Source organism: Pseudomonas capsici (assembly GCF_017165765.1).
Lineage (GTDB): Bacteria > Pseudomonadota > Gammaproteobacteria > Pseudomonadales > Pseudomonadaceae > Aquipseudomonas > Aquipseudomonas capsici.
The window spans coordinates 147,831-159,839 of sequence record NZ_JAFGZD010000001.1 but is presented as its reverse complement, the minus strand read 5'-3'; the positions used below and the strand labels follow the sequence as shown (position 1 = coordinate 159,839).

The following is a 12,009-nucleotide window of genomic DNA, read 5'->3' as shown; positions in this document are numbered from 1 at the left end:
TTCTGAGCATGGCCAAGACAGAAACTGTGGATGTACAAAGCGGCGACGCACAACTGACCGGACGCCTGAATCACGGCCAACTGGACGGGCCTTTGCGGATCGAAGAAAACGACCGCCCGCTGGCCAACCTGAATTACAGCCAGGGCGAGTTGCAAGGCATGAGCCTCACCTACCATCCCAATGGCCGGGTTTCCGCACAGTTGCCTTACGTGAACGACAAACTGCATGGCGTCGCGAATTTCTATTCACCCGAAGGCCTGTTGCAGCGCCGGGCCACCTACCGAATGGGCCTGCTGCACGGCGAAGCCAGCATCCATTACCCAGACGGGCAACTGGCAGAGCTGGAGCAGTACAAGGACGGCGTGCGCGACGGGCTTTATCAGCGTTTCCATACCAACGGCCAGGCGTCCTTCAAGGCGCGCTACCTGAACGGCCAGTTGCTGGACCAGGAACAACAATTCGCCGATGACGGCCGACCGCTGGACGACAAGGGCAAACCGGTTTCACGGCTGCGCTGGTGGTGGATGAATAACGTATCGGCTACGTAATCTTGACCGGTACCACCTCGCACGTATTCAAGGAAGCATCCAATGCGCACAAGCAACAAGACAAACAAGTGGAATCCGTCGATGACCGAGGTACATAACCAGGGCCATCTCCCCCATAACCCCTATATCCCCAAAAACCTGTATATCCAGTGGCGCAATACGGACAGTCAGCGGCGCATGCTGGCCAAGACCCGGGACGATCTCGCAGATCTGTGGCACGGCACCATGGCGTTCGACGCCAACAGTTTCGACAAGATGCTCAAAGTATCCGGTACCTGCGTGCCCACTGTTTACTACCGCAAGATATCGGCAAGCGAATGGACGGCAATCAACGGGAAGCCCGACCCCTTCAAGCCGGTCTTCGACTACCTCAACACCGACCTCTATCGCTACTGGATGTCTTCCTCGTTGCTCAAAGTCATGGCATTCGGCAATGAGAATGCCACCGACGACAGCGCAATCATCATCAAGCTGACCTTCTCAACCGGGCTGGCTTCCGATCTTGGAGCCATGCTAAAGCCCCACCAGGAGGCAGGTGTGCAGGGCAACCGACTGGTCGTCGCCTTGCATCGCGAAGGCTTCGCGCAGATCGGCAACATCACGACCAACGCTCAAGTCACCGAAATAAAAAATCGCAACCTGGACCACAACCTGGGTTTTACCAGCCAACAGCTCAATTACCTGAAGGCACAGCTTGTAAAATTTGAAAAGATCAAAGGCTAGTCCGGCAACGAGCTTACCTATCAGCCAGGCGCACAAAGCTGCACACAGCTCGTGCGTCCCGTCCTTAGAGGATCTGAATGGCGGCCTGAACCACCAGCACCGATACGATGATCCACACCATCATCAGTTTGATGACTGTCCAGGTGCTTTCGCCAGTGAAGCGCTTCAGCCCCGCGACGTAGATCAGCAGCCCGACCATCACCACGGTGATGCGCACCGCTTGCGTGCTGCCCTCGAGCATCAGGCTCATACCGTAGGAAAACGCAGCGACCAGTACGGCTGGCACAATACCCAGCGCCACATTCATCAGTCGGGAAGCCAGTGCCAGTGCTACGGCACTGACCACGATGGAAAGCAACGCACTCATCTACTCATCCTTGAAAACAATCAGCCTGCACAGGTCAGGGAATCAACATCTGCATCTGCCCTGGCATCACGATCTTGATCACCCCGGCCCAGTTGCACATCAGCATGCTGTTGGAATCAATGGCTGGCATTCCGCCCAACAGCACCGTGGGTGCGCCTCCCGGAATCCAGGGCGAGGCCGTCGCGGGAATGCACGGCATGGGGGTCAGCACACCCAATGCCGCTGCCGTAGCGGCAATCACCATCGGGTTGGCGGTGCTCATGCACATTCCGAAGGTGGGAATATTGACTAACGGAATGTGATCCATGATGGTCGCCGCCGGCATGCTGCTGGTCAGCACGCGATTGGTCGGCAGCACGTTCAGAACCGTAGGCGCAGCGCCGAAGCTGCATTGCAACGTGGCTCCGGCACAGACTTGCGGACATGACATCGGCAGGCACCCTGGGTGAAGTTCGGCTGACAAAATAGCCCAAGGCTATTAGCCCTGCCAATCACAAATACTCGGAGATCTCGATCAAATTCAAGTCAGGATCGCGAACATACACCGAGCGGATCGGCCCCGTGGCACCGGTTCGCTGCACAGGCCCCTCAATTATCGGCCAGTCCTGCTGCCGAAGATGGGCGATCACTTCATCCAGAGGCCCGGCGGCGATAAAGCAGAGATCCAGCGCACCGGGCACGGGCAGATGCGCCTTGGGCTCGAATTCGTGACCGCGCACATGCAGGTTGATCTTTTGCTGGCCGAAGCGGAAGGCAGTACGGCCATTACCGAAGGTTTCCAGGCTCATGCCCATGATGCGGGTATAGAAATCCTCACAGGCAGCTGCGTCGCAGGTAGTGAGGACCAGATGGTCCAGATGATCGATAAGCATGGTTTCTCCCTGAATAGGTCTGGGATGTAGATAACTTGCCTCATCGCGGGCAGCCCCTCTCCCACAGTGCATTGTTCTCAAACAGTAAGTTCATACGGTTACACCGCGTTCAGCCATTCCTGCAACAGTTCGGTGGTGCGTTCAGGGTACTCCAGAGGCGGCAGATGGCCGCATTCGGGCAGAACCACCAGGCGCGAACCGGCAATGCCTTGCTGAGTGAATACAGACTCTTCTACCGGCGTGATTTCATCGTTTTCACCGACGACGATCAAGGTCTGCACACTGATCGTCTCCAGCAGTGACCGGTAATCCTCGCGCTCGATAATCGCTTGCTGCTGGCGAATGAACCCTTCCCTGCCAATGGTCTGGGCCATATCCATTACCTGTTGCGCGGCGACAGTCCCCAGACAACGAGCATGAATGATCCGGGGCAGCAAGTGAGGCGTCACGCCCATGAACTTGCCCAGCTTCGCCAGTTCCAGCAGGCCACGCCTGACTCTGGCCCGATCCTCGCTGTCCGGTCGGACCATGGTGTCGAACAGCGCCAGCGCCACCACCCGTTCGGGAGCCTGACGCATGATTTCCATGGCCACGTATCCGCCCATCGACAAAGCCGCCAGGGCAAAGAACGGTGGAGCCTGCTCCAGCGTGCGTCGAGCCATTTTCTCGATGCTGTCGTCCTGGGAAAGATCTGCAACAGAAACGCTGCGTGAAGGCTCGAAAGCCGCCACTTGATGAGCCCAAAGCCGCTCATCGTTCAGCAAACCGGGCAACAGAACGAGGGGAAGGTTATTGCAAGACAACGTGGCGCTCCTGGGGCAAAGGAAAAATACTCATACATGACACCTTCCGAACCCTGTTCGGCACATCATTGAAGCGGTTCCCGCGCCTCCAGCAACTCCACAAACCGCGTAAGACTCTGGGAAACCGTCCCCCTGCGCCACACCAGCCAGGTCTGCAGAAAGCGGAACTTCTCGGACAGCGGCCAGATGCTTACGGTGCTACACCCCGGCATGCTTTCGAGCATGCTGCGTGGCATCAGCGCCAGCCCCGCTCCCGCACTCACACAGGCCAGCATGCCGTGGTAGGACTCCATTTCGTAGATCTTGCCCGGCACGGATGCATCGTCGGTGAACCAGCTCTCGAAGTGATGGCGATACGAACAGTTGGCGCGAAAGGCATAGATACTTTCACCGCTCACATCCAGCCCTCGGGTAACGGGAGCATGGTTGAGCGGCGCAATGATCACCATCTCCTCCTCGAAGACAGGAACGCCTTCCAGCGCCGGATGCAGCACCGGCCCATCCACGAACGCTGCCACCAGACGCCCGGACAGCACGCCATCGATCATGGTGCCGGAAGGTCCCGTGGACAGGTCCAGTTCGACCTTGGCGTATTGCTGGTTATAGGCCGCCAGCAGCGCAGGAATACGCACCGCCGCCGTGCTCTCCAGCGAGCCCAGGGAAAACGGCCCTTGGGGTTCTTCGCCGGAAATGGCCATGCGGGCCTCTTCCACCAGCGCCAGAATACGCCGGGCGTAGTCCAGGAAATTCCAGCCAGCCGGTGACAGGCGCAAGCGATGCTTTTCACGTATGAACAGCTCGACGCCCAGATCGCTTTCCAGTTGCTTGATGCGCGTGGTCAGATTCGAGGGTACACGATGGATATGCTGCGCCGCGGCGCTGATGCTGCCTTGCTCGGCAACGGCCTTGAAGATTTCAAGCTGGACAAGATCCAATTCATTCTCCAAACGTGAACGATACGATCATTATTATTCAGTTTCGCGAAAAATAGCACGACGATACTCTGGCCCCATTCCCACCCACAAGAGGATGGTGTCATGACACAGATTTCCAGCCACACCCATGCAATCTCGATCAACCCGGCCAATGGTGAACAGGTCGGCCATTATGCGTTCGAGTCTGACTCGGCACTGGATGCCGCGCTTTCCCGTGCGACTGAGGGTTATGCATCATGGCGACGCAAGACGGTCGATGAGCGCGCTCAACGGCTGATTGCCCTGGGCAAGGCATTACGTGACAACGCAACGTCCATGGCGCAGATGATCACCCGGGAAATGGGTAAGCCCATCGCCCAGGCCCGTGGCGAAATCGAGAAATGTGCGCAACTCTGCGAATGGTACGCCAGCCATGGCCCGGCCATGCTTGCACCGGAGCCGACACTGGTCGAAAACAACAAGGCGCGTATCGAATACCGCCCGCTTGGCCCTATCCTGGCGGTCATGCCTTGGAACTTCCCGGTCTGGCAAGTACTGCGCGGTGCCGTTCCGGTCCTGCTTGCCGGCAACACTTATGTGCTCAAACATGCGCCCAACGTGATGGGCTGTGCCTATCTGATACGCGATGCGCTGCAACAGGCCGGCTTCCCGCAAGGTGTGTTTGAAGTGATCAACGTGGCTCAGGAAGGCGTATCACGCGCCATTGCCGATCCGCGCATTGCCGCTGTGACCCTGACCGGCAGCGTGCGGGCCGGGACTGCGATTGGCGCACAGGCTGGTGCCGCCTTGAAGAAATGCGTACTGGAACTGGGCGGCTCCGATCCCTTTATCGTGCTCAACGATGCCGATCTGGATGAAGCGGTGAAAGCCGCCGTGATCGGTCGCTATCAGAACACCGGTCAGGTCTGCGCTGCCGCCAAACGTCTGATCGTCGAACAGGGCGTTGTCGAAGCCTTCACCCGCAAGTTCGTCGAAGCCACTCGTCTGCTGGCGATGGGCGATCCGTCGAGCCCGGAGACTTATATCGGTCCCATGGCCCGTTTCGATCTGCGTGACGAACTGGACCAGCAGGTGCAAGCAACTCTCGCCGAAGGTGCGACCCTGCTGCTGGGCGGAAAAAAAGCCGAAGGCGCTGGCAACTTCTATGAGCCCACGGTGCTGAGCGATGTCACCGACCGGATGACGTCTTTCAGGGAGGAGTTGTTCGGCCCGGTGGCGTCGATCATTACCGCCCGCGATGCCAGGCATGCACTGGAGCTGGCCAATGACAGCGAGTTCGGCCTGACCTCGACCATTTACACCCGCAACGTCGAACTTGCCGAGCAACTGGCTGACGAGCTGGAAACAGGCGGCGTATTCATCAATGGTTATTGCGCCTCAGACCCGCGCGTGGCCTTCGGCGGGGTGAAGAAAAGCGGCTTTGGCCGTGAGCTTTCACACTTCGGCGTGCGCGAGTTCTGCAATGCGAAAACCGTCTGGCTGGATCGCCGCTGATGGATTCAGGGGAGCCTTGCGCTCCCCGAATTCTTTACAGCAGGTTATTCCTCTTCACTTGCAACCCGGACCAGATCGCCGATGGCGTAAAAAGTCCCGCCGGCGATGTAGTGCAGGCTGCGCCAGCGGGGATCGGCGGTCTCGAATGCCCAATGGCCATCCTTGAAGGCTCGCTCATCGGCCCAGGCCCCTACAACCTCACCGATGAACAAATCGTAGGTCTGCTGGTTATGGGGCTCAGGTACAAGCTTGCAGATCAGCCAGGCCGAACAACCCGCCACCAGCGGAGTCTCGTGTCCTTCGATACGAAACAGCTCGACGCCTGACTTTTCCAGCTTGTCCGGCATAAAGGTCAGACTTTGCGTACCCACGTCATAGACCTGTTGCACCTGCTCCACGGTCGGTACTTGCAAAGCGAAGTAACCACTCTTTTCGACAAGCCCACGGGTTTTGGTCATCTTGTCGATGACCACCGTGACCTTGGGCGGAGAAAAGTCCAGAGCACAGGCCCACGAAGCCGACATGACGTTATGGGTCCCGCCATGGCTGGAGGAAACCAGCACGGCAGGACCGTGATTGATCAGTCTGTAGGCCTTTTCCAGCTCGACTGGGCGAATACGGTTATCCACGAAAACTCCTTCAGAACAGGCAAGCGTAAAGGCGCATTCTACTGATTAAGAAGCATTTCTGAAGGACCAATCGATAACCCTGCTTACACTCAAGCTGCAGGCTCCCAACGACGGAAAACGACACTGGCATTCACACCACCAAAACCGAAGCCGTTGGACAGCGCATGCGTCAGCGGCAGTTTGCGGGCGGTCGGGCCGACAAGGTCAAGCCCTTCTGCCGCTTCGTCCGGTTGATTGAGGTTCAGTGTGGGCGGCACGATCTGATCGCGCAGCGCCAGTACCGTAAAGATGGCTTCAATGCCCCCCGCCGCTCCCAGCAGATGTCCGGTAGCGGATTTGGTCGAGGTAATCGCCACGCCAGAACCTGCACCAAACACCGAGCGGATGGCGGCCAGCTCGCCCTTGTCGCCCACTTGAGTCGACGTGGCGTGGGCATTGATGTGCTGGATTTCGTCCGGGCTCAGACCGGCCTGTCGCAAGGCCTGCTGCATGGCGCGCCGGGCTCCTCCGCCATCTTCGGGCCCTGCGGTCAGGTGATAGGCATCGGCGCTGGTGCCGTAGCCCACCAGTTCCGCCAAGGGCGTGGCGCCACGGGCCAGAGCGTGTTCAAGCGATTCGATGACCAGTAACCCGGCACCTTCGGACATGACAAAGCCGTCGCGGTCACGATCAAAGGGACGCGAGGCTTCCTCTGGCCGCTCGGCAAAACCGGTGGACAAGGCACGGGCTGCCGCAAAGCAACCCAGGGTCACCCGATCGATGGCCGCCTCCGTGCCGCCGCACACCGCGATATCGGCCTCGCCGCTTCTGATGAGCCTTGCCGCGTCGCCAATGGCTTGCACACCGGCTGCGCAAGCAGTCACCGGCGCACCGAGCGGGCCTTTGAAACCGTACTTGATGGAAACATGTCCGGCCGCCATGTTGGCCAGGAAGGACGGCGCGGTGAATGGCGACAGTCTGCGCGGGCCACGGGCATCGGTAGTCCGTACGGCTTCGGCGATGGCACCGAAACCACCCACGCCCGATGCAATGATGGTCGCCGTCCGCTGCTGTTCCGCTTCATCAGCGGGCTGCCAGCCTGCCTGTTCCAGAGCCTCATGGGCGGCCACCAGCGCAAACTCGATGAAGCGATCCATCTTCTTGCGATCCTTGGCCGGGATCAGGCGCTCCGGGTCGTAACCCGCGATGGCATCCTCTTCCAGCGACGGCACCTGGCCGCCTACGGCAACGCCCGTGCCGTCAGTGATCGGTTCCGGGAGTTGGCGGATACCGGACTGTCCGGCCAGCAAGCGCGGCCAGACATGCTCAACGCCACACCCCAGCGGCCCGACCAGGCCTACGCCGGTTACTACGATTCGTTTTTGAGCCGTGAAATCTGTCATTCAAAACCTCTTCATTACACTATCGGCACCACGACCCGGGACGTGGTGCCCTATGGTCTATCAGGCCTGCTGCACCTTTGCGGCCGACTCGTCATCGGGCCGGATCCGGTACCAGATGGCATACATGGCCGGCAGGAACACCAGCGTCATGACGGTGCCACCCAGGGTGCCGCCGATCAGGGTGTAGGCGAGCGTTCCCCAGAACACCGAATGGGTCAGCGGGATAAAGGCCAGAATGGCCGCCAGTGCGGTCAGCAGCACCGGCCGGGCACGCTGCACGGTGGCTTCGACCACGGCCCGGAACGGCTCCAGACCTTGAGCCTTGTTGTCCTGGATCTGACCTATGAGGATCAGGGTGTTGCGCATCAGGATGCCCGATAGCGCAATCAGCCCGACCAGAGCATTGATGCCGAATGGCTGCTGGAACAGCAACAAGGTCGGCACCACGCCGATCAATCCCAGAGGCGCAGTCATGAACACCATCACCATCGCCGACATCGAGCGCACCTGCAGGATGATGATCAGCAGCGTCATGGCGATCATGATGGGGAACAGTGGCAACATTGCCTTGCTGGCCTTGCCCGACTCTTCGCTCGAACCGGCTTCCACAATCCGGTAACCATCGGGAAGCGTGTCGATCACCGGTTGCAGCTGTTTCAGGACCACGCTGGAAACATCCGGCGGCTGCAGACCTTCGGCGGTGTCGCCACGCACCGTGATGGTCGGGGTACGGTCACGACGGCGCAGGACGGGATCTTCCATGCGTACATCGACTTCACCGACCTGAGAGAGCGGAATCCGCTGCCCGGCAGAGCCCACCAGGGTGAAACCGGCAATCTTCGCGGGATCCAGACGGATATCGCCAGCAGCACGACCGACCACCTGCACCGAGCGGATATCCTCGCGCACCGCAGTAATGGGCGTACCGGTGAGCAAGAACTGCAATTGTTGCGCGACGGCACTGGAGGTCAGGCCTACCGCCTGCAAACGGTCCTGATCCAGAGAGAAATGCAGGGTCGGCACCAGCGGGCCCCAGTCGCTGTTGACGGTCCTCATCAACGGGCTGGCCTGCAGCACTTTCTGCATCTGTGCGGCGATTTCGCGCAACTTCGCCGGATCGGGCCCGCTTACGCGGTAAGCGACGGGGAACGGCGAATAAGGACCAAACACCAGTTGCGTAACCCGCACCTGCGCTTCGGGAGCCAGCCCTTCGGCCACCGCCTGGCGCAGACGCAACTTCAGCGCTTCACGCTCTTCCTGACTGGCGGTCAGCACCACCACCTTGGCGAACGATGGATCGGGCAGTTCCGGTGCCATCGCCAGGAAGAAACGTGGAGCGCCCTGACCAATGTAAGCCGTGACGACCCGGGCCTCTTCCTGCTTTTTCAGCCAGGCCTCAACCTTGCTCGTGGCCGCACTGGTCTGCTCGATGGAGGTTCCGTAAGGCATCTGTACTTCGACCAGCACCTCGGGACGATCGGAGGTCGGGAAGAACTGTTTCTTGACCAGCCCCATGCCAAGCACGGCAACCACGAAGGTACCGATCACGGTTCCGGCGACCAGCCACTTGCGGGCGATGACCCGGGTCAGAACCCTGCGGAAACGGTTGTAGTTCCTGGTGTTGTAGATGGCTTCATGACCGCCCTCGACCTGCTTGAGCTCCGGCAGCAACTTCACGCCCAGATAAGGCGTGAACGCCACGGCGACCACCCAGGAAGCAATCAGGGCAATGCCGACAATCCAGAACATGTTGCTGGTGTATTCGCCCGCTGTCGATTGCGCAAAACCGTTGGGCATGAAGCCGATGGCGGTGACCAGGGTGCCGGAAAGCATGGGCGCGGCGGTATGGCTCCAGGCATAGGCCGAGGCCTTGATGCGGCTGTAGCCCTCCTCCATTTTCACCACCATCATTTCGATGGCGATGATCGCATCGTCAACCAGCAACCCCAGTGCCAGGATCAGCGAGCCCAGGGTGATACGGTCGAAACTCTTGCCGGTGGCTGCCATCACCACGAACACCACCGCCAGCGTCAAGGGCACGGCTGCTGCCACCACGACACCCACGCGCCAGCCCATGCTGAAGAAGCAGACCAGCATGACCACCAGCAATGCGATGAAAAACTTGACCATGAACTCGCCGACCGACGAGTTGATATTCACCGACTGGTCGGAGACTTTGCTCAGGGTCATACCCAGCGGCATGCTCTGATTGATTTTGTTCGTCTCGACATCGAGGGCCTTGCCCAGGTCCAGGCCGTTCCAGCCTTCGCGCATCACGACGCCCAACAGCAAGGCCGGCTCGCCATTGTTGCGCACCATGAAGGTCGCCGGGTCCTCGTAACCACGCTCGACCGTTGCCACGTCCGAGAGCTTCAGCGTGCGGCCCTGTACCGAAACCGGTGTGTCACGGATCTTTTTCAACTGGTCGAAAGCACCGTCCAGACGCAGAAAAACCTGTGGCCCCAGGGTTTCGATCGAACCGGCAGGCGTCAGCACGTTCTGGCTGTTCAGCGCGGCAAAGATTTCCTGAGGAGAAACCCCCAGCGTCGCGAGGCGATCATGGGAGAACGACACATAGATGCGCTCAGCCTGTTCGCCAATGATGTTGACCTTCTTCACTCCCGGCACATGCAGCAAGCGCTGACGCAAGGATTCGGCATCGCGGACCAGCAGGCGTTGCGGCTCGCCCTTGGCTTTCAGGGCGAACAAGGCGAAGGTCACATCCGAAAACTCGTCGTTGACCAGCGGGCCGACGACACCCGCAGGCAGGAGCTTGGCTTCGTCATCGAGTTTCTTGCGCGCCTGATAGAACTCTTCCTGCACTTGCGACGGCGGCGTGCTGTCGAGCAGCGAGACCATGGTGAAAGCCATGCCCGGACGGGTGTAGGTTTCAGTACGGTCATACCAGCGCAGTTCCTGCATGCGCTTTTCCAGAGGCTCGGCGACCTGATCCTGCATTTCCTGTGCAGTAGCGCCCGGCCAGGCGGTGATGATCGTCATCTGCTTGACCGTGAAAGGCGGGTCCTCTGCCCGTCCAAGCCCGAAGAACGCCAGTATCCCGGCAGCGGATATCAGAAAGATCAGGAACAGCGTGATGGATCGCTCGCGAACGGCCAGCGCCGACAGATTGAAACGCCCTTCGCTCATGGCTGGCTCCCGGCAACCCGGGGTTCAAGCGCAGCGCCCGGCAAGACCCGATCACCGTCATGCAGCAGATGGGCTCCCAATGCCACCACTTGTTCGCCAACCCTGAGATCACCGCTTACCCGCACCACATCGTCCTGCAGGGCCAGCACCTGAACCGGCCGCCAGCCCACCTTCGCGGGCTGACCGGAAACAATCCATACGCCCGGACCACTGCCCGGGTCATAAAGCGCCCCGATGGGCACCTGCAGCGCCTGGATCTGCGCTCCGCCATTGGCAATCTGCAGGCTGACTGTAGCGCCTAATGGCGCGCTGGCCATCTCACCCTCAAGCACATAACGGGCCTCGAAGGTACGAGTTACCGGATCGGCCGCATCGGAAAGCAGGCGCAACCTGGCTGGCACGCTGCCGCGGCCATTGCCATACAGTCTGGCCTGAGCCACAGAGCCAACAGCCGGACGCAGTGTCTCGGGCAGATGCACGATGGCTTCGCGCAACCCGGCACGCGCCAGCCTGACCACCGCTTGCCCGGCACTGACCACCTGACCCGGCTCGGCCAGGGTTTCCACCACAACACCATCGGCATCCGCCAGTAATACGGCATAACCTGTGGCGTTCTGCGCCACATTGGCCTGGGCTTGCGCGGCGCTCAATTGTGCCTTGGCGGAGTCTGCCGCGGCCTTGAACTGATCATAGGTGGAAGCCGAAACGGCACCGCTGGCCACCAGATTGCGGTAGCGCGCCTCGTCGTCGATGGCCTGTCTGGCCCGTGCACGTGCAGCGGTTACCGCCTCTTGCTGCGCTTGCGCCTGCAGACCGAGATCCACCGGATCGATGCGCATCAATGGCTGACCTTTCCTGACGCTCTGGCCGGTGTCGACCAGACGCTCAAGCACCTTGCCCGACACGCGAAAACCCAGATCGCTCTGAACCCGCGCAGCGACCACACCGGTAAAGGAACGTGAAATATCCGTTGAATCCTGCACGCTGGCGACCCTTACCACAGGCGCCTGAGTACGTGGATCATGAGCGATTGATGCATCGCCACACGCCGTAAGGACGAGTGGAGATAAACAGAGAGCGATAACGACAGGCAGGCGACGGGACATGGG

12 protein-coding genes are annotated in these 12,009 nt (G+C 60.0%); 3 read left to right on the top strand and 9 right to left on the bottom strand.

Annotated elements, in window-relative coordinates; all coding sequences use genetic code 11:
- Window positions 1-8: 8 nt before the first annotated feature.
- Window positions 9-548, top strand: coding sequence for a toxin-antitoxin system YwqK family antitoxin (locus JSY17_RS00715; protein WP_206401040.1), 540 nt, complete (start codon window positions 9-11; stop codon window positions 546-548).
- 81 nt (window positions 549-629) lie between these two features.
- Window positions 630-1,271, top strand: a complete 642-nt coding sequence (locus JSY17_RS00710) for a hypothetical protein (RefSeq protein ID WP_206401039.1) — start codon at window positions 630-632, stop codon at window positions 1,269-1,271.
- 64 nt (window positions 1,272-1,335) lie between these two features.
- Here the strand turns inward: JSY17_RS00710 and JSY17_RS00705 are convergent, their stop codons facing one another.
- From JSY17_RS00705 to ptrR, 5 genes are all read right to left on the bottom strand, one after another.
- Window positions 1,336-1,638, bottom strand: coding sequence for a hypothetical protein (locus tag JSY17_RS00705; protein WP_206401038.1), 303 nt, complete (start codon window positions 1,636-1,638; stop codon window positions 1,336-1,338).
- Between the two features lie 34 nt (window positions 1,639-1,672).
- Window positions 1,673-2,068, bottom strand: a complete 396-nt coding sequence (locus JSY17_RS00700; protein WP_117164867.1) for a DUF4280 domain-containing protein — start codon at window positions 2,066-2,068, stop codon at window positions 1,673-1,675.
- 61 nt (window positions 2,069-2,129) lie between these two features.
- Window positions 2,130-2,510: a VOC family protein gene (locus JSY17_RS00695; RefSeq protein ID WP_206401036.1), complete on the bottom strand. Its 381-nt coding sequence runs from the start codon at window positions 2,508-2,510 to the stop codon at window positions 2,130-2,132.
- Between the two features lie 98 nt (window positions 2,511-2,608).
- Entirely contained in the window at window positions 2,609-3,313 is a 705-nt protein-coding gene (locus JSY17_RS00690) for an alpha/beta fold hydrolase (RefSeq protein ID WP_206401034.1), read from the bottom strand.
- A 65-nt stretch (window positions 3,314-3,378) separates the two neighbouring features.
- Window positions 3,379-4,248 (bottom strand): putrescine utilization regulator PtrR, encoded by an 870-nt coding sequence (gene ptrR, locus JSY17_RS00685; protein ID WP_117185808.1) that lies wholly within the window; start codon window positions 4,246-4,248, stop codon window positions 3,379-3,381.
- Window positions 4,249-4,350: 102 nt separating this feature from the next.
- Here ptrR and JSY17_RS00680 point away from each other — a divergent pair, with 102 nt between their 5' ends.
- Window positions 4,351-5,742 (top strand): aldehyde dehydrogenase family protein, encoded by a 1,392-nt coding sequence (locus tag JSY17_RS00680; protein ID WP_122372716.1) that lies wholly within the window; start codon window positions 4,351-4,353, stop codon window positions 5,740-5,742.
- Window positions 5,743-5,786: 44 nt separating this feature from the next.
- On the opposite strand, the gene JSY17_RS00675 is transcribed toward JSY17_RS00680, so the two are convergent.
- The 4 genes from JSY17_RS00675 to JSY17_RS00660 all read right to left on the bottom strand — a co-directional run bounded on the left by JSY17_RS00675 (window position 5,787) and on the right by JSY17_RS00660 (window position 12,006).
- Window positions 5,787-6,371, bottom strand: a complete 585-nt coding sequence (locus tag JSY17_RS00675; protein WP_200998163.1) for a flavin reductase family protein — start codon at window positions 6,369-6,371, stop codon at window positions 5,787-5,789.
- A gap of 89 nt (window positions 6,372-6,460) precedes the next feature.
- A complete protein-coding gene (gene fabF, locus JSY17_RS00670) occupies window positions 6,461-7,753 on the bottom strand; it encodes a beta-ketoacyl-ACP synthase II (RefSeq protein WP_206401032.1) in 1,293 nt (430 codons plus the stop codon).
- 60 nt (window positions 7,754-7,813) lie between these two features.
- Window positions 7,814-10,900, bottom strand: coding sequence for an efflux RND transporter permease subunit (locus JSY17_RS00665; protein WP_206401029.1), 3,087 nt, complete (start codon window positions 10,898-10,900; stop codon window positions 7,814-7,816).
- Entirely contained in the window at window positions 10,897-12,006 is a 1,110-nt protein-coding gene (locus JSY17_RS00660; protein ID WP_206401028.1) for an efflux RND transporter periplasmic adaptor subunit, read from the bottom strand. Before JSY17_RS00660 ends, JSY17_RS00665 begins: the two co-directional genes overlap by 4 nt.
- Between the last annotated feature and the right edge of the window lie 3 nt (window positions 12,007-12,009).

Excerpts from the sequence above, each read along its gene's own strand:
- JSY17_RS00715 (WP_206401040.1), top strand. The coding sequence starts at position 9 with ATGGCCAAGACAGAAACTGTGGATGTACAAAGCGGCGACGCACAACTG.
- JSY17_RS00710 (WP_206401039.1), top strand. The coding sequence starts at position 630 with ATGACCGAGGTACATAACCAGGGCCATCTCCCCCATAACCCCTATATC.
- JSY17_RS00705 (WP_206401038.1), bottom strand. The coding sequence starts at position 1,638 with ATGAGTGCGTTGCTTTCCATCGTGGTCAGTGCCGTAGCACTGGCACTG.
- JSY17_RS00700 (WP_117164867.1), bottom strand. The coding sequence starts at position 2,068 with ATGTCATGTCCGCAAGTCTGTGCCGGAGCCACGTTGCAATGCAGCTTC.
- JSY17_RS00695 (WP_206401036.1), bottom strand. The coding sequence starts at position 2,510 with ATGCTTATCGATCATCTGGACCATCTGGTCCTCACTACCTGCGACGCA.
- JSY17_RS00680 (WP_122372716.1), top strand. The coding sequence starts at position 4,351 with ATGACACAGATTTCCAGCCACACCCATGCAATCTCGATCAACCCGGCC.
- fabF (WP_206401032.1), bottom strand. The coding sequence starts at position 7,753 with ATGACAGATTTCACGGCTCAAAAACGAATCGTAGTAACCGGCGTAGGC.
- JSY17_RS00665 (WP_206401029.1), bottom strand. The coding sequence starts at position 10,900 with ATGAGCGAAGGGCGTTTCAATCTGTCGGCGCTGGCCGTTCGCGAGCGA.
- JSY17_RS00660 (WP_206401028.1), bottom strand. The coding sequence starts at position 12,006 with ATGTCCCGTCGCCTGCCTGTCGTTATCGCTCTCTGTTTATCTCCACTC.